This window comes from Amycolatopsis sp. lyj-112 (assembly GCF_046549055.1).
Taxonomy (GTDB): domain Bacteria; phylum Actinomycetota; class Actinomycetes; order Mycobacteriales; family Pseudonocardiaceae; genus Amycolatopsis.
On record NZ_JAJPWS010000013.1, the window covers coordinates 190,120 to 205,801 of the forward strand.

13 protein-coding genes and 1 pseudogene are annotated in these 15,682 nt (G+C 67.4%); 6 read left to right on the forward strand and 8 right to left on the reverse strand.

All coding sequences use genetic code 11. From position 1 onward, the window contains the following. Position 1: 1 nt before the first annotated feature. Together ACLJRL_RS33255 and ACLJRL_RS33260 are read right to left on the reverse strand one after the other, a co-directional pair. Positions 2-892 (reverse strand): SDR family oxidoreductase, encoded by an 891-nt coding sequence (locus ACLJRL_RS33255; protein WP_410660299.1) that lies wholly within the window; start codon positions 890-892, stop codon positions 2-4. A 147-nt stretch (positions 893-1,039) separates the two neighbouring features. Next, positions 1,040-1,951: an aldo/keto reductase gene (locus ACLJRL_RS33260; protein WP_410660300.1), complete on the reverse strand. Its 912-nt coding sequence runs from the start codon at positions 1,949-1,951 to the stop codon at positions 1,040-1,042. Positions 1,952-2,001: 50 nt separating this feature from the next. Here ACLJRL_RS33260 and ACLJRL_RS33265 point away from each other — a divergent pair, with 50 nt between their 5' ends. The 3 genes from ACLJRL_RS33265 to ACLJRL_RS33275 all read left to right on the forward strand — a co-directional run bounded on the left by ACLJRL_RS33265 (position 2,002) and on the right by ACLJRL_RS33275 (position 5,394). Then, the gene (locus ACLJRL_RS33265; RefSeq protein ID WP_410660301.1) at positions 2,002-2,823 is read left to right on the forward strand and encodes an LLM class F420-dependent oxidoreductase; all 822 of its coding nucleotides are present in this window, start codon (positions 2,002-2,004) and stop codon (positions 2,821-2,823) included. Positions 2,824-2,906: 83 nt separating this feature from the next. Beyond that, positions 2,907-3,938 (forward strand): class II fructose-bisphosphate aldolase, encoded by a 1,032-nt coding sequence (gene fbaA, locus ACLJRL_RS33270; protein ID WP_410660302.1) that lies wholly within the window; start codon positions 2,907-2,909, stop codon positions 3,936-3,938. A gap of 196 nt (positions 3,939-4,134) precedes the next feature. Continuing rightward, on the forward strand, positions 4,135-5,394 hold the full coding sequence (locus tag ACLJRL_RS33275; RefSeq protein WP_410660303.1) for an ATP-binding protein: 1,260 nt from the start codon (positions 4,135-4,137) through the stop codon (positions 5,392-5,394). 10 nt (positions 5,395-5,404) lie between these two features. Here the strand turns inward: ACLJRL_RS33275 and ACLJRL_RS33280 are convergent, their stop codons facing one another. Beyond that, the gene (locus ACLJRL_RS33280) at positions 5,405-6,622 is read right to left on the reverse strand and encodes a hypothetical protein (protein WP_410660304.1); all 1,218 of its coding nucleotides are present in this window, start codon (positions 6,620-6,622) and stop codon (positions 5,405-5,407) included. Between the two features lie 231 nt (positions 6,623-6,853). On the opposite strand from ACLJRL_RS33280, the gene ACLJRL_RS33285 reads away from it, so the two are divergent. Next, the gene (locus ACLJRL_RS33285) at positions 6,854-7,261 is read left to right on the forward strand and encodes a DUF3151 domain-containing protein (protein WP_410660305.1); all 408 of its coding nucleotides are present in this window, start codon (positions 6,854-6,856) and stop codon (positions 7,259-7,261) included. A 67-nt stretch (positions 7,262-7,328) separates the two neighbouring features. On the opposite strand, the gene ACLJRL_RS33290 is transcribed toward ACLJRL_RS33285, so the two are convergent. Beyond that, a complete protein-coding gene (locus ACLJRL_RS33290; protein ID WP_410660306.1) occupies positions 7,329-8,555 on the reverse strand; it encodes a lipase family protein in 1,227 nt (408 codons plus the stop codon). A 68-nt stretch (positions 8,556-8,623) separates the two neighbouring features. On the opposite strand from ACLJRL_RS33290, the gene ACLJRL_RS33295 reads away from it, so the two are divergent. Beyond that, the gene (locus ACLJRL_RS33295) at positions 8,624-9,268 is read left to right on the forward strand and encodes a TetR/AcrR family transcriptional regulator (RefSeq protein ID WP_410660307.1); all 645 of its coding nucleotides are present in this window, start codon (positions 8,624-8,626) and stop codon (positions 9,266-9,268) included. Positions 9,269-9,271: 3 nt separating this feature from the next. Here the strand turns inward: ACLJRL_RS33295 and ACLJRL_RS33300 are convergent, their stop codons facing one another. Continuing rightward, on the reverse strand, positions 9,272-10,585 hold the full coding sequence (locus ACLJRL_RS33300) for a GGDEF domain-containing protein (RefSeq protein ID WP_410660308.1): 1,314 nt from the start codon (positions 10,583-10,585) through the stop codon (positions 9,272-9,274). 200 nt (positions 10,586-10,785) lie between these two features. Beyond that, positions 10,786-12,039 (reverse strand): MFS transporter, encoded by a 1,254-nt coding sequence (locus ACLJRL_RS33305; RefSeq protein ID WP_410660309.1) that lies wholly within the window; start codon positions 12,037-12,039, stop codon positions 10,786-10,788. A 586-nt stretch (positions 12,040-12,625) separates the two neighbouring features. On the opposite strand from ACLJRL_RS33305, the gene ACLJRL_RS33310 reads away from it, so the two are divergent. Continuing rightward, positions 12,626-14,524, forward strand: coding sequence for an FAD/NAD(P)-binding protein (locus tag ACLJRL_RS33310; protein ID WP_410660310.1), 1,899 nt, complete (start codon positions 12,626-12,628; stop codon positions 14,522-14,524). 123 nt (positions 14,525-14,647) lie between these two features. Here ACLJRL_RS33310 and ACLJRL_RS33315 read toward each other — a convergent pair. Both ACLJRL_RS33315 and ACLJRL_RS33320 read right to left on the reverse strand, forming a co-directional pair. Then, positions 14,648-14,953: pseudogene (locus tag ACLJRL_RS33315) on the reverse strand (glycosyltransferase); the annotation flags it as partial. Between the two features lie 216 nt (positions 14,954-15,169). Beyond that, on the reverse strand, positions 15,170-15,385 hold the full coding sequence (locus ACLJRL_RS33320) for a hypothetical protein (protein ID WP_410660311.1): 216 nt from the start codon (positions 15,383-15,385) through the stop codon (positions 15,170-15,172). Positions 15,386-15,682: the final 297 nt, after the last annotated feature.

The window sequence follows — 15,682 nt, forward strand, 5'->3', positions numbered from 1 at the left end:
GTCAGCCTTTCTTCGTGGCGGCCCGGCCTGCCTGACCGGTCACAGAAGATTCGTACGCGCCGCGCTCCTTGATGTCCACGAGTGCGGCCGCATCCGCCTTCTTGATCCGGCCGCGGGAGCCGATCTCGATGATCGGCGGCAGGAACGCGCGGATGAGCTTGAGCCCGCCGACCCAGCGCGGGACGTGGATGGTGCGTGAGCGCTTGTTGATGCCGGCCTGGAGAAGGTCGAGGGCGACCTTCAGCGGGTAGGTCTTGCCGAGCAGGCCCGGCATGCCGGCGCGGAGCTTGCCGAACACCGGGTGCTGGTCGGCGCTCTCGACGAGGTCGGTGCGGATCCAGGTCGGGTGGGCGACGCCGACCTTCACGCCGAGATGGGCGACTTCGGCGCGGAGGCTGTTGGAGAACGCCTCGACGCCGGCCTTCGCGGCGGCGTAGTTGGCCATGCCGGGGGCGTGGGTGATCGCGGCCAGCGAGGAGATCGCCAGCAGGTAACCCTTGCGCTCGATGACATGCGGAAGGGTGACGCGGAAGGTGCGCCAGACGCCCAGAAGGTCGACCTCGATCACCTTCTCGAAGGCGGCCGGGTCCACCGAACGGACGAAGCCGGAGGTCGCGATACCGGCGTTCGCGATGACGACGTCGATGCCGCCGAAGTGTTCGACGACGCCGGCGGTGGCCCGCTCGAGGTCGTCCCAGCTGGTGACGTCGGCTTCCCAGGCGTGGGCGCTGTCGCCGATCTTGTCGGCGACCTCCTGCTGCTCCTTCGCCTCGATGCCGACCAGTGCGACCTTCGCGCCCTGCGCGGCCAGGCGTTCGGCGAGTCCCGCGCCGATGCCCCTCGCGGCGCCGGTGATCAGGACGACCTTGCCGTTCACGCTGTTCTTGGCCACGTTGCCTCCTCGTCCGAGCCCCTTGCGCTCGGACGGTACCCCAACCTACCCGGAGTAAGCTACCCACAAGTAAGTACGCGTTTCGTCCTCTAGTTGCGGTAGTTCGTGGTGCGAACCACCGCAACCAGAGGACGAAACGCGGGGGTTCTAGCGCGAAGCGGTGGTGAGGGTGTCGACCTCGGCGGGGGTCAGGTCGAGGTCGGCGGCGGGCAGGAGATCGTTCAGCTGCTCGACCGTGCGGGCGCTCGCGATGGGCGCGGTGACGGTCGGCTGCGCGAACAGCCACGCCAGCGAGACCGCCGCGACCGAGACACCCCGTGCGGCCGCGACGTCGTCCAGTGCCGCCAGCACCCGCTTGCCACGATCGTCCAAATAGGACGACGCGCGGGCGGCGCGCGGGCTGTCGCCGAGATTGTCCGCCGACCGGTACTTCCCGGCCAGGAAGCCCTTGGCCAGCGCGAAATACGGCAGGACTGTCAGGCCTTCACGCTCGACCGTCGGCGCCAGGTCGCTTTCGTAGCCGCGCTCCACGAGGTTGTAGTGCGGCTGTAGCGCGACGTACTTCGCCAGACCCTCGCGGTCCGAAATGGACAGTGCTTCGCTCAGTCGTTCCGCGGAGTAGTTCGACGCCGCGATGTAGCGGACCTTGCCGGCGCGCACGAGCACGTCGAAGGCCTGCAGGGTCTCTTCGATCGGGGTTTCCGGATCGTCGATGTGCGCGTAGTAGAGGTCGATGTGGTCGGTCTGGAGCCGGCGCAGCGAATCTTCGGCCGCCGCCGCGATGTTCGCCGCGGAAAGCCCTTTCCGCTGGTCCCACATACCGGTCTTGGTCGCGATGACGACGTCGTCGCGTCGGCCGCGTTTCGTCAGCCAGGTGCCGATGATCGTTTCGGAACCGCCGCCGGAGTACAGGTCCGCGCTGTCGATGAAGTTGCCGCCCGCCGCCGTGTAGGCGTCGAGGACGGCGAAGGACTGCTCTTCGTCCGCGGTCCAGCCGAAGACGTTCCCGCCGAGGTTGATCCCCCGGACGTCGAGGTCGGTGTTGCCGAGTTTCGCCATGTCTCGAACTTAAGGGAAGACAACGGCGGGGACAGGTGTTAGCTCGGATCATGGGACTCGAACTCGGCAGGATCGGCATCTGGCAGCACGAGAGTGTGTTCACTCCGGAGCTCGCACGTGAACTGGAGGAACTCGGCTACGGCACCCTGTGGCTCGGCGGCTCGCCGGACGGTGACCTCTCGAAGGCGGAGGAACTGCTCGACGCGACGACGTCGATCGCCGTCGCCACCGGCATCGTCAACATCTGGAAGGACGACGCGGCCACGGTCGCCGAGTCCTACAAGCGGATCGTGGCGAAGCACCCGGACCGCTTCCTGCTCGGCGTCGGGGCCGGGCACCCGGAGCACACCTCGCAGTTCACGAAGCCTTACGGCGCCCTGGTCGAGTACCTCGACGCGCTCGACGCGGCCGGAGTGCCCGTCGAAGGCCGCGCGCTGGCCGCTCTCGGCCCGAAGGTGATCAAACTCGCAGGAGACCGCACAGCGGGAGCCCACCCGTATCTGATGACGCCCGAGCACACCCGCCAGGCGCGCGAAATCCTCGGCGAGGGTCCGCTGCTCCTGCCCGAGCACAAGGTCGTCCTCGAGACCGATCCGGTGAAGGCCCGCGCCATCGCGCGACCGACCGTCCAGTTCTACCTGGGCCTGGTCAACTACACGAACTCCCTGCGGAACCTCGGTTTCACCGACGAGGACCTCTCGGGCGAGGGCAGCGACAGGCTGATCGACGCGCTCGCCGTGCACGGCGACGCCGAGACGATCGCCCGCGGCATCACCGCGCATATCGAAGCCGGTGCGGACCACGTGGGCGTCCAGGTACTGAACCAGGACCCGCTGCCGGTCTACCGGGCGCTCGCCGCCGTCCTTCTCTGACGCAACGGCTGTAGGCACCTCCCGGCCGACCTCGTACGATGCGGCCGAGAGGTGCACCAGCCTGCTTCGAGGAGGAGTAAACGATGCCCATCGCCACCCCCGAGGTCTACGCGGAGATGCTCGACCGGGCGAAGGCGAATGAATTCGCCTACCCGGCCATCAACGTGACCTCGTCGGAGACCCTGAACGCCGCGCTCCGCGGGTTCGCCGAGGCGGAGAGCGACGGGATCATCCAGTTCTCCACCGGCGGTGCGGAGTTCGCGTCCGGCCAAGGGGTCAAGGACATGGTGACCGGTTCGGTCGCGCTCGCGGAGTTCGCGCAGGTCGTGGCCGCGAAGTACGACGTGAACGTCGCGCTCCACACCGACCACTGCCCGAAGAACAAGCTCGACGGCTTCGTCCGCCCGCTGATCGAGATCTCGGCCGAGCGGGTCAAGAACGGCGGGCTCCCGCTGTTCCAGAGCCACATGTGGGACGGTTCCGCGATCGACCTCGACGAGAACCTCGAGATCGCGCAGGAACTGCTCGCCAAGGCCGCGGCCGCGAACATCATCCTCGAGGTCGAGATCGGTGTCGTCGGTGGTGAGGAAGACGGCGTCGAAGCCGAGATCAACGAGAAGCTGTACACCGCCGAGGGCGACTTCCTGAAGACGATCGATGCGCTCGGCTCCGGCGAGAACGGCCGCTACCTGCTGGCCGCGACCTTCGGCAACGTGCACGGCGTCTACAAGCCCGGCAACGTGAAGCTGCGTCCGGACGTGCTCAAGGGCGGCCAGGAAGCGGCGTCGGTGAAGCTCGGCCTCGCGGCCGGGTCGAAGCCGTTCGAGCTGGTCTTCCACGGCGGTTCCGGCTCGCTGCCGGAAGAGATCCGCGAGGCGGTGTCGTACGGCGTCGTGAAGATGAACGTCGACACCGACACGCAGTACGCGTTCACGCGGCCGATCGCGGAACACTTCTTCAAGAACTACGACGGCGTCCTGAAGATCGACGGCGAGGTCGGCAACAAGAAGGTCTACGACCCGCGCAGCTACCTCAAGGCCGCCGAGACCGGCATGGCCGCGCGCATCGTCGAGGCCGCGCAGTCCCTGGGTTCGGCGGGCAACAAGCTCTCCTGACCTGACTGATGTAGAGGGCCGTTGAGGACAGGACTCGTTCTCAACGGCCCTTTTCATGCCCCGGTGGGCAGCCGAACGTGCCAAGTCAAGATCAGCACTATGTCGGTTCTTGCTGCTGTGAAATGTCGGTTCACTCGATCGTGAAATGTCGGTTCAGAGTACTGTGAGATGTACATGAACGACGTCTCGAGGAGCTATGGGCGATCAGGATCTGGTGCGAGCCTGCTGCACCCTCACCGAGGAGTACCTGTCGAGCTTCCGGGTCGTGATCCTCAACGGTCCGCGCCAGGCCGGCAAAACGACCATGCTCAGGCACCTCCACGAGCAGCGTGGCGGGACTTCGTTCAACCTCGATGACGAGCAACTCCTGCAGGCTGCCATCGCCGATCCCGTCGCTTTCGCCGGCACCGGCTCAGAGCCGAGGCTGATCGACGAAGTGCAACGGGCGGGAGACCCGTTGATCAGGGCCATCAAGGCCGAGGTCGATGCCGAAGGCAGGCCCGGGCGCTACGTTCTCGCAGGTTCCACCCGGTTCTTGGCGACCCCGAGCCTGTCGGAGTCCTTGGCCGGACGTGGTGTCGTGGTCGACGTCTGGCCCTTTTCCCAAGGCGAGTTCGAAGGCATCTTCGAGCGATTCATCGATGTTGCTTTCGACGAACCCGGCCGCCTGCTCGAACTCGGTGTGCCGGACGCCGATCGCAAGGACTACTTCACCCGCATCTGCCGCGGTGGATTTCCGGAGCCCGCGTTGCTCGGTGGCGCGCGTGCGCGCAAAGCCTGGTTCCGCGCCTACGTACAAGCCATCGCGGAGCGCGATATTCGGGAGATGGCCAAGGTCAACGAACCGAGTGCCATGACGGCCTTGCTGTCCTACCTCGCCTCCATCACCGCGCAAGAGCACAACAGCGTGAACACGTCGAGCAAGACAGGGCTTCATCGGACGACGGTGAACAGGTACGTCGAATTGCTCGAAGCGGTGTTCCTGGTCCATCGGCTCCCTGCGTGGTCACGGAACCTGACTTCTCGTGCGGTAAAGCACGCCAAGCTCCATCTCACGGACACCGGACTCGCCGCTTCCTTGCTCGGTGTGTCCCCGGAATCCCTGGCCCAACCGGTGGCTCCGGCACGGGGACCGCTTGTCGAGACCTTCATCGTCAACGAGCTGGCCAAGCAAGCGACCTGGAGCGATGCCGAGGTGCGGCTGTACCACTGGCGGGTAAGCGGTGGAGCGGAGGTGGACGTGGTCCTGGAAAGGGACGACGGCCAGGTCGTCGGCATCGAATCGAAGGCGCGGGACACGGTGACAGCGGCCGACTTCCGTGGCCTCGCCGAGTTGCGCGACCGTCTCGGCGATCAGTTCACCCAGGGAATCGTGCTGCACACAGGCAGGCAGGGCGCCATCAGCTTCGGTGACCGGCTGATGGCGCTCCCGCTGGCCTCGTTGTGGCTCGCCTGACCCGCGGAGGTCAGGCGGCGGGAACCTCGGTCCGCGCGCGACGTCGCTCAAGCCAAGAGTTCGCCGCACGCGTCCCCGGCCCGGCGGCGGCCCACAGCACGCCGACGCCGACCAGGCAGACCACGGCCGTCCAATAGGCGGTCGGCGGCGCCGATTCCGTATGCGCGTCGCCGAGGATCCACGGCCGGAACTGCGACTGCACCCACAACATCCCGTAGCCGAACGCCGTCACCAGCAGCGCGCCGACACCGGCCGTCAGCAGCGGATGACCCCGTCCGATGCGGAACGTCAGGTCCACCGCGAGGCCGACGGCGAGCAGGTAGAACGGCACGACCGACACCGGGAAACCCATCCCGAGCAGCAGCGGCCACATCACCAGGCGGTAGGCGAGGTACAGGGCGGCGACCGTCGTCCCGGCCCAGCGGAAACCGGTGGTGTGCCGCGCCAGCGCGAGGATCAGCGCCATCACGCCGATGCCCCAAAGCGGGTAGACCCAGTCGTTGATCGGCATCGTGAAGTGCTCGACGGCGGCCCGGTCGACGACGTGGCCGATCTGGCTCGCGGCGAAGTTCAGCAGCTCGGGCTCGGCCTCGGGCGCTCCGCGTTCCCAGGCGCGCAGGCCGAGGATGCCGTACTCCTGCTGGCCGTTCGGGAAGAACGTGTTCTCCAGGAAGAACACCCACAGGCCGATCAGCACGCCGGTGCGCATCCGGCCCGGCTTGGCGAACTTCAGCCAGCCCATGATCACGCCGGCCTGCATGATGCCCGTGCCGATGTAGAGCATCATGTGCGACGGGCTCCACGCGGTCAGGTCGAGGCCGTTGACGCGGTGGTTGATGACGTCCAGCGGTGCCGCGATGAGGAACACCACGAGCCCGATCTGCATCAGCCGGAGCGAGCGGCGGTCGGCGCCCATCCCGGTGTAGCTGTGGATCGCGACGAGCACCATGATGATCACCGTGCCGACGGTGTTGATCAGATGCGGCGGAGCCAGGTCGTCCCGGAGCCACATGAAATGCCACGACATGTCCCAGGACGAGCCCACCATCTTGAAGGCGAACGCCGCGAGCCACATGCCGTAGCAGAAGTTCAGCACCCAATCCGGTGTCGCCTGTCCCGGCGCGCCGCGGTGCCAGTGGAGCTTGAAGAACAGCCTCGTCTTCGCGATGGGGCTGCGGGGGATGACACCCGGCGAAAGGTCCCCGGTCACTTCTGTCGCCTTTGTCATGGAGTCATCTTCCCTGCTACAGATCACGGGATGGGCATTTGGGGTCGAAAACCAGGGTTCACCCGTAGGGGTGGTGGATTTGCGCCCAGCGTGCGAACCAAGGCAAGGTGTGCCGCCATGATGCCGAAACGACTCGTCGCGGCGGTACTCGTCGCCGCTCTGGTACTGGCCGGTGGGGGCATTCTCGGGAGCCTGTTCTTCTAGCCACAGGTCCCGAGGAAAATGGGTCGCATGACGAACCTCCTCGGCCCCCAGCCGACGCACCTTCCCGAGCACACCGCCGCGCAGGCGGCGCTCGACGCCGGGAGCGACCCGGCCGCCGTCGCCGCCGAACACCCTGACTACAGCGAGGCCTGGGCCACGCTCGCCGAGAAGTCGTTCGACGCCGGCGAGACCGTCGCCGCGTACGCCTACGCCCGCACCGGCTACCACCGCGGTCTCGACCAGCTTCGCCGCGCCGGCTGGAAGGGCCACGGCCCGGTGCCGTGGTCGCACCGCCCGAACCAGGGCTTCCTGCGCGCGCTCGCCGTCCTCGGCAAGGCCGCGGGCAAGATCGGCGAGACCGAGGAGTACGACCGCTGCCGGACCTTCCTCAGCGACTCGGACCCCGCCGCTGCTGAGGCGACCGGCCTCAAGTGAGCTGCTATGAACGACTCGTTACTTGCAAAATTTGCAAGTAACGAGTCGTTCATAGCCTCCGGGACCCCTAGAACAACCCGCAGTTCCCCACCGCGGGCAGTCCGGCGAAGCGTCCCTCAAGCCAAGCGAAAGCCTCCGGGAACGCTCTGATAGCCCCGCCGACGTGCGTCGGGACGAGCGAAGTCGAGAACTGCACCTTCGCGCCCTTCGCGCACCACGAGCGCGCCATCGTCCGACCCTGTGCGTACGGCACGATGTCGTCGAGTGCGCTGTGGACGACCAGCGTCGGCGGCCCCGGCTTCCGCGAGCCGATGAGCTGCTGGCCGACCCGGGTCTTGTACGGCTCCTCGGCGAGGTACGCGGTCAGCGGCCTGCCGTCCTTGGTCAGGTTCTTCGACTGGGTGAACGCGTGCCCGAAGATCGCGTCGACCGTGCACTCCTGCTTGACCTTCTCGAACGCTTCGACGCCCTTGGCGTTGAGTACGCCCGCGATGTTCAGTTCCGGGTACGCGGCGTCCATGCTGACCAGCGTGAAGCCGAGGAATCCGAACGCGTAGTGCCCGTCGATGTTCTTGCCGACCTCGGCCAGATCCGCTGGGACGGCGCCCGCGTACGAGCCCTTCAGAGCGAGTTCGGGCGCGTACGACGGCTGGAGTTCGGCGGCCGACGCCGACGCCCCGCCGCCTTGCGAATAGCCCGCGGTCGCCACCGGGCCGCTGTCCGGGAGGTTCGCTTCGGGCAGGCGCTGCGCCGCCCGGATCGAGTCGAGGACGGCGTTGCCCTCGGCGACGCGGTTCACGTAGGTGTGGACGCCGGGGGTGCCGAGGCCCTCGTAGTCGGTGACGACGATGCCGTAGCCGCGAAGCAGCAGTCCGGCGATGAAGGGCCCTTCGTATTCCATGCCCGCGGCGAGCGCTTTCGACGGCGCGCACTGGTCACCGACGCCCTGCGTCCCGGCGGCGTAACCGATCACGGGGCGCTCGCCCCGTCCGGTCCACGCCTTCTTCGGGGTGAGGACGGTGCCGGTCACGGCGTTCGGCCTGCCGTGGGTGTCGGTGCTGCGATACATGATCCGCTGGACGTTGGCGTCGGCCTTGATGAGTTTCACGGGATCGACGTAGAACGTGGACGGTTCGTGCCGGATGATGTCGCCGGGAGCACCGGCGGGCAGCGGCGACGGGGGGTCGTAGAAGGACGGCGCCGCGGTGGCCTGCTGAGCCCCGAAGGTCAGCAGAGCCGCGATGGTGGCCGCTGAGACGGCAGCGGAAACACCGCGCCGGGAACCTGGACGCATGCTTGCTCCTCGTTGAGCAACATTTTCGACAGGGGTGTCGAAAAAGAGAGTCAGTGAGGTGGCGCACAATGTCAAGCCCGGCGCCGAGAGGGAGACCGCGCAAGGTCCCCGTCGGCGAGCAGCGCGCGAAGGTCCTGAGCGCGGCCGCCGGTGTCTTCGCCGTGCACGGCGCGCAGGCCGCGACGATCGAGCAGATCGCCCGGCGCGCGGGGGTGTCCCGGCAGGCCGTCTACGAGCAGTTCGGCGACCGGATGACGCTGTTCGCCCAGGTCGCGGCGGATATCGAGGAGCGGGCCTTCGCGGCCATCGGCGCGCCCGCGCTCGACCTCTCGCAACCGGAACTCCGGTCCTGGGCGCGCGGCAACTACGCCAACATGTTCGCCTTCGTCGCGGCGAACCCCGAGGCGTTCCCGGTCCTGCGCGAGGCCGAGCGCATGGGCGACCCGGCCCTCACCCGCCTGCGGGAGCGGCTCGCCGCGGTCTACACCGAGGCGAGCAGGCAGCGCTGGGCGCGCCACGGCGTCGACGCGGGCCGCGCGGACAAGGCGCTGGTCACCCTGTTCTTCGCGATGACCGAAGCGCTCGTCCAGGCGAGCTGGGACGGTGAGCCGCCCGACTCGGACGCGCTCATCGACCTGCTCACCGAGTTCACCGTCGGGGGCGTGGTGCGTCTTCGGACCGCGGCCACCGACGTGATGGAAAGGCTGAGGTAGCGATCAGGCCGCGACGGCCTCCCTGGCTTCCTCGGTGACCTTTCCGAGGTCCGGCGACGAGACGACCTTGTTCCGGCCGTTGCGTTTGGCCGCGTAGACGGACGCGTCGGCCGAAGCCATCACGTCGTCGATCGAACGACCGTCGAGCGGGTACGTCGCGACGCCGACCGACGCCGTCCGCTGCTCGATGATCACCGAGTTGCCCTCGTTGTCCCGGGTCTTGATGACCATCTCGCTGATCCGCTGCCGGATGCGCTCGGCCACCGCGACGGCCTCCTGCTTCGACGAGGATGTCAGGAGCACCACGAACTCCTCCCCGCCGAAGCGGCCGGCGAGGTCCTGGGCCCGGGTTTCGGCCTTGACCAGCGCCGCGACGCCCTTGAGGACGTCGTCGCCGGCCAGGTGGCCGTACGTGTCGTTGATGTTCTTGAAGTGGTCGAGGTCGATCATCAGCGCGCCGAACTGGCCGTTCTCGCGCTCGGCGCGGGCGACCTCGCGGACGGCGCCCTGCTGCCAGGTCGTGGCGTTGAGCAGCTGGGTCTTCTGGTCGGTCGTCGCGAGCTCTTCCAGCTGCTTGATCAGCACCGAGCGCTGCAGCAGGTAGAGCGGCAGGAAGACGAGCAGCACGAGCACCGGCTGGTGCGGCAGCACGGCGAGCACCAGGCCGCCGATGCAGACCGTGGAGGCCTCGAGGATGTTGTCGTCCCAGGAGCCGAGGAGCGTCTGGGTCGAAGCCTTCTTCGGAGCTGCGAAGTAAAGGCCAGTCCCGGTGAAGACGGCGTTCATCAGGAAGAACGCGAGGCTGGCCGCGCAGATCGAGGTCACCGACGTCGGATCCTCGCTGCCGGCGAAGTGGACGGCCGCCCACGCGGCGAACGCGGTGAGCGTCATCGATGTGGCGTTCGCCACAGTTCGGTGTGGGTTGACCGTCCGGAGGCCCGCCCAGCTGCGGTATCCGAGGTGCAGGTAGATCACTGTCACGAGAAGCGCGGCCAGTTGCGGCGGCAGCAGGATCGCTCCCGGAAGCACCCAGACCGACGTCATGTTGATGTGCGGGGTGACGCTCATGCTGCGTCGCTGCCGCTCGATCCGGCGGGTCGCCTCGGTGTGCGCGATCGCCAGTCCCGCGAGCAGGAAACACAGCAGGACCTGCGAAGAAGTGATCGAAATCGATGCGGCGAAGACCCCCGTCAGTGCCAGCATCGTCACCACGGACAGCCCGGTGTAGGCGATCCAGTGTTTAGGCCGTTTCCACAGCTCCCACGTCGCTACCGTGAGAGCCGAACGATGTCCAGCGTGTTCCTCCGATGTGATCATCTTTCCCCCTGGCTCTTGCGTCATTCTCCGAAACCCCCTACTTACCGACAGCTTCCACCGACTTGCGGGCTGTCGACAAGCTCCCTAGGTGTGTACTTTTCTCTGAGAGGTCGAGGGAAAGGTGCCAGCGATGGCCGGTAGGGATCAGTGAACTGGGGCGCGTGCCGGCAGGCCGCGCGATCGAGCCGGCGCGCGGAACCTCAATGTTCTGCGCGTGCGGCATCTTTTTCCTGCCATCGATCCGGATCACTACCGAGCACTCGCCACCAGGCCAGTGCCAGCGGGATCGTCAGCACCAATCCCGCAATCCCGAAGATTCCGACTGTCGACTGCGGGCCGACCTGGTCGGCGAGAACGCCGCCGATCAGCGGACTCACGCCCATCGTCGTGGTCAGCCCGGTGTTCGAAAGCCCCATCACCTGAGCGCGGCTCTCGTCCGGCACGGCCAGCGTCAGCGACGCCGTCGCCTGCATGAGCGCCACCGTGCCGAAGCCGCCGCAGATCACGAACAACACGATCGACGACACCGGACCCGGCTGCAGGAAGCACAGCAGCAGAGGGACGGCTGTCAGTGCCGAAAGCGGCCCGATCAGTTTCGGCCTGATGTGCGCCGGCACCCAGCGTGAGTAGATGAACGCGCCGATCACGCTGCCGACCGGGTCGGCGGCCAGCAGCAGGCCGATGACTTCGGGGCCGCCGCCCGACGAGGCGACGTAGGGCGCCGCGATCCCTTCGTAGACCGGCAGCAGGCCCATGAGCCAGGTGAACAGCAGCAGCGCGCGCAGCCCTGAGCTGGCGAAGACGATCTTTCCGCCGGATCCGATCGAAGCGAAGAACGACTTGCGCTTCTCGCCGGTCGCCGCGGCCGGGCGCGCCGCCAGGCCGATCCGGACGAACACCGCCGAGATCAGGAACGTCACCGCGTCCAGCGCGAGGGCGAGATGGGGTTCGAGCGCGGTCAGCAGGAAACCGCCGCCGGCGAACCCGGCCAGCTGTGCCGTTTGGACGGTCATGCTGCGGATCGCCATGCCGACGACGAAGCGGTCGCCTTCGAGGATCTGCGGCAGAAGCGCCAGCTGAGCGGCCTTGAACGGCGGATTCAGCAGGGAGACCGTGCCGACCAGCACGCACAGCACCCAGAACGGCAGTACCGGGACGGCGACCAGCGCGATCACCCCGGCCCGCGCGAGATCGACGACCATCATCACGGTCCGCCGGGGGAAGCGGTCCGCGAACCCGGTGAGGAAGATGCCGCCGAGCAGCGACGGGGCGTAAGTCAGCGCGTAGGTGAGACCGGTGAGGGTCGCGGAGCGGGTTTCGGTGAAGACGAGGACCGAGAGCGCGACTCGGGCGAGTTGATCACCGAAGATCGAAAAAAGTTCGGCGAACCAGAGCGCGCGGAACTCGGCTACACCGAACACCTGGCGGTAGGTGACCCGTCCGGCCGAAGCCATGCTGCCCCCAATAGGGTCCTTATTACGCGACAAACTCGTGACCGAGAGTAACGCGGTCACGAGCTCGTCACGAAGCGTCATTCGTTCACGTAAGTGTCTCCTGACTGTTGGTGATTGGCTAGGTTCTTTCGCCGGGTTTCTGGAGTTGGAGATCTTTTTCGTACTTCGCCCGCCGGGTCGTGACTTGCCGATCCGCCGTCGATTCGCGTGCTTTCGGTCCCGTTGAGGGGAAAACCAGGCCCGGCGGCGCTCGTTCGCTGAGGATTCCGGCGTCGGGCCAGGGCGCGGCGTGAGGTGCTCTCAGGCCGTGCCGTGCGCGCCGTGTACCGCTGACAGCGTCACAAAGCCCGCTGATGCCTGTGCTCTGAACGGGTGAACGACTAGGCCGATCGGATTAATGGTCGTCGATCACCGGCACTTCCGGTGCGGATACGGTCTGGACGACCTTCGGGGGCTTCGCGCTTGACGACCTCTTCGCGCGCGATCGGAGATGCCACCGCCTGCGCCTGTTCTCCTCGCTGTGGCAACGAGTTCCGCCCTTTGAGAAGCCGGACGCCTGCCGGAATCCGGGCGTAGCTTCGGCCTCGTGAGGACCGCAGACCTGCCCTATGTGCTCGCGGTGGTGGGCGCCGGTCCGCGTGGGGTGGGGGTCCTGGAGCGGATCGGCGCGAACGCCGCCGAGCTGCTCCGCGGGCGGCGGCTGGTCGTGCATCTCGTCGATCCCTTTCCCGCCGGCGCGGGGCGGGTCTGGCGATACGACCAGTCGCCGCTGCTGCGGATGAACTCGATGCCCGAGGACGTCACCGTCTTCACCGACGACACGGTCAAGATCGACGGCCCGGTGCGTCCCGGGCCTTCGCTGATCGAGTGGGCCCGCCTTGTCCGGTCGGGCGCGCTCGCGGCCGAGGTCGACGACAGCCTGCGTGCCGAACTCGACGCACTGCAGAGCGATCACTTCCCGACGCGGCGGCTGCAAAGTGCTTATCTCGCCTGGTTCCACCGTAAGGTCCGTACGGAACTCCCGCCGGGGATCGACGTCGTCGAGCACCGGACCCGCGCGGTGCGGCTCGAAGACGGCGAGCCGCAGACGTTGTGGCTGGAAGACCGCGCGGAACCGCTGAAGGTGGACGCCGTCCTGTTCACCGTCGGGCATCTCGACGCGGAGCCGGACGAGCGTGAGAGCGAACTGGCGAAGTTCGCCGTGCGCAACGAGCTCGCCTACTACCCGGCCGGATACACCGCCGACGTCGACTATTCGGCCATCGATCCCGGGGAAACCGTGCTGGTGCGCGGATTCGGTCTGGCGTTCGTCGATCTGATGCTGCTGCTGACCGAAGGGCGCGGCGGCCGGTTCGAAGAGCAGGTGTGCGGCGGGCTGAAGTACCACGCCAGCGGCGCCGAGCCCATCCTCCACATCGGATCGCGTCGAGGCGTGCCGTACCACGCGAAGATCGGCTATCGGTCGCGTGGGAAACCGTTGCAGCTTCCCAGGTTCTTCGACTCCTATGCGATCGAGCGGCTCTGCTCCGTACCCGGACAGCTCGACTTCCGCCGCGATGTCTGGCCACTGATCTCGAAAGAACTGGCCTGGGCCTACTACAGTGAACTGTTCACCGCGCATCCCGAACGGGTCCGCATGGACTTCGCCGTCTTCGCCGACGCCTTCGCGGATACGTCACCTGGCGAGATCGGCGCGCTGGTGGCGCGGGCGGTTCCGGCGCCGGAAGACCGGCTCGATCTCGACCGGCTCGACCGCCCGATGGAAAACGTCCGGTTCGGCTCGGCCGAGGAGTTCGGTAAGGAACTACGTGAGCACGTCGAGGCAGACCTGAGCCGCCGCGCGGATTCCGAGTACAGCGCGGATCTCGGCGCGTTCACCGCGCTCCTGTCCGTGATGGGTCAGCTTCCCGCGTTGTTGCAGACAGGAAGGCTCGACGCGGCCTCGCAACTGTCTGATTTGGACGGTTGGTTCCTGGGCTTCTTCTCGTACTTCGCCAGCGGGCCGCCACCGCGACGGCTCGAAGAACTCCTCGCGCTCCAGGAAGCCGGGATCGTTTCCTTCCTGGGCGCGGGCATGCGGGTGACGGCCGACGAAGACCGTCAGGTGTTCGTCGGCTCCGGGGACAGCTTTCCTGGCGAGACCGAGGCGCGCACGCTCGTCGAGGCACGACTGCCCGAACCGAGTATCACCCGCGCCTCCGACGTCCTTTTGCGACAGTTACGGGACGGCGGCGCGCTCGGTGAGGAGACCGTGCTCGACACCGTCACCGGCGACAGGCTGCTCGCCGGCCGCATCCACACCCGGGTCTCCGACGGCCGGATGCTCGACGGCGAGGGCCGTCCGCATCAGCGCCGGTTCGCGCTCGGGCCGCACACTTCGGCGCGGTCCGCCGGAGCGTTCACTCGCCCCCGGACCAACGCGATTCCCTTCCGGCAGAACGACTTCGTCGCCCGCGAGATCCTGCGCCTGACCTCCGAAAGCTAGCGCGCCGCGAACTCCGCGACCTCGCGCACCCGGCCATCGTCGAGGAGCACGCGAGCCCCGGTCTTCGACGGCGTCCGCTTTGATCTGATCGCCGAGCAGCGCCCTCCCGGCGTTGACCGTCTCCAAGGCTTCGGCGTTGACGAACTGATCCGCGCCTTGAGGCAGCACGAGTTGCGGCAGCCCGGCCGACAGCGAGCCGAGCACGGTCCCGATGCCGCCGTGGTGCACCACGAGGTCCGCACGCGGCAGGTCTTCGTTCTGCGGCACGAACCCGGCGACGTGCACGTTCGCGGGCACGTCACCGAGAGCGGCCGGATCGCCGGGACCCGCCGCGACCAGGACGTCCACCGGGAGCCGGGAAAGCCCGTCGATCGCCGCGCGCAGCACCTCGGTGGCACCGAACGCGACGGTGCCCAGCGTCAGGTACACCAGAGGACGGTCACGGCCGTCGAGCCACGACGGCAGCGTGCCCGAGCGACATCGTCGAGCTGGCTTGCAGGAATTGGGCGCTGGGAACGGAGAAATCGATCTTCACCGTCTTCGGGTCGACGACCGTCGTTCCCTTGTAGACGGCCAGGTAGCCGGAGCCGAGCTGGGATTTCGGGCCGAGGGCCTTGATCGCGTCGGTGGACGGATCCTGGTCGGTCAGCGAATCGACCAGCTGGCGCCGACGTTGAGGGAAGCGTTCGTGCCGACCTGCTGCGGGTCGATGCAGTCGGGGCTCGACGAAATGCCCAGGCGCAGCGTGCCGCCTGGTTTGGGCGGCCCGGCGTCGGCGCCCGTGGAACCGCCGGCGGACGAGCAGGCGGTGAGGAACAGGGCGGACAAGGCCAGTGCGGACGTGGCGGCGGATCGGGACACCGGGTGGCCTCCAGCGGGGAACGGGGCGCGCTTTTACTTGCGCCGACCCGATTCACGCTAATCACGCCACTTGAGACCCGCCCACATGCTGAGCGCCACTCCCACCCCACGAAACCCCGCACCCTCCCGCTTGACAGCCCCGAAAGTCCGTGAAGGCCTCCTTGAGGGACTCAGAGTCCCTCAAGGAGGCCTAATGGGTTGTGTTCGAGCTGGGTTTGGCAGGCTTGGATGTGGTGGCTGCTGGCGGGTGAGCACTCGTGAGGCCTGGGTTTTGCGAGACCTTCGTGAAGACCGTCG

Coding starts and splice junctions, on each gene's coding strand:
- ACLJRL_RS33260 (WP_410660300.1), bottom strand. CDS start 1,951: ATGGCGAAACTCGGCAACACCGACCTCGACGTCCGGGGGATCAACCTC.
- ACLJRL_RS33265 (WP_410660301.1), top strand. CDS start 2,002: ATGGGACTCGAACTCGGCAGGATCGGCATCTGGCAGCACGAGAGTGTG.
- fbaA (WP_410660302.1), top strand. CDS start 2,907: ATGCCCATCGCCACCCCCGAGGTCTACGCGGAGATGCTCGACCGGGCG.
- ACLJRL_RS33275 (WP_410660303.1), top strand. CDS start 4,135: ATGGGCGATCAGGATCTGGTGCGAGCCTGCTGCACCCTCACCGAGGAG.
- ACLJRL_RS33280 (WP_410660304.1), bottom strand. CDS start 6,622: ATGACAAAGGCGACAGAAGTGACCGGGGACCTTTCGCCGGGTGTCATC.
- ACLJRL_RS33285 (WP_410660305.1), top strand. CDS start 6,854: ATGACGAACCTCCTCGGCCCCCAGCCGACGCACCTTCCCGAGCACACC.
- ACLJRL_RS33290 (WP_410660306.1), bottom strand. CDS start 8,555: ATGCGTCCAGGTTCCCGGCGCGGTGTTTCCGCTGCCGTCTCAGCGGCC.
- ACLJRL_RS33295 (WP_410660307.1), top strand. CDS start 8,624: ATGTCAAGCCCGGCGCCGAGAGGGAGACCGCGCAAGGTCCCCGTCGGC.
- ACLJRL_RS33300 (WP_410660308.1), bottom strand. CDS start 10,585: ATGATCACATCGGAGGAACACGCTGGACATCGTTCGGCTCTCACGGTA.
- ACLJRL_RS33305 (WP_410660309.1), bottom strand. CDS start 12,039: ATGGCTTCGGCCGGACGGGTCACCTACCGCCAGGTGTTCGGTGTAGCC.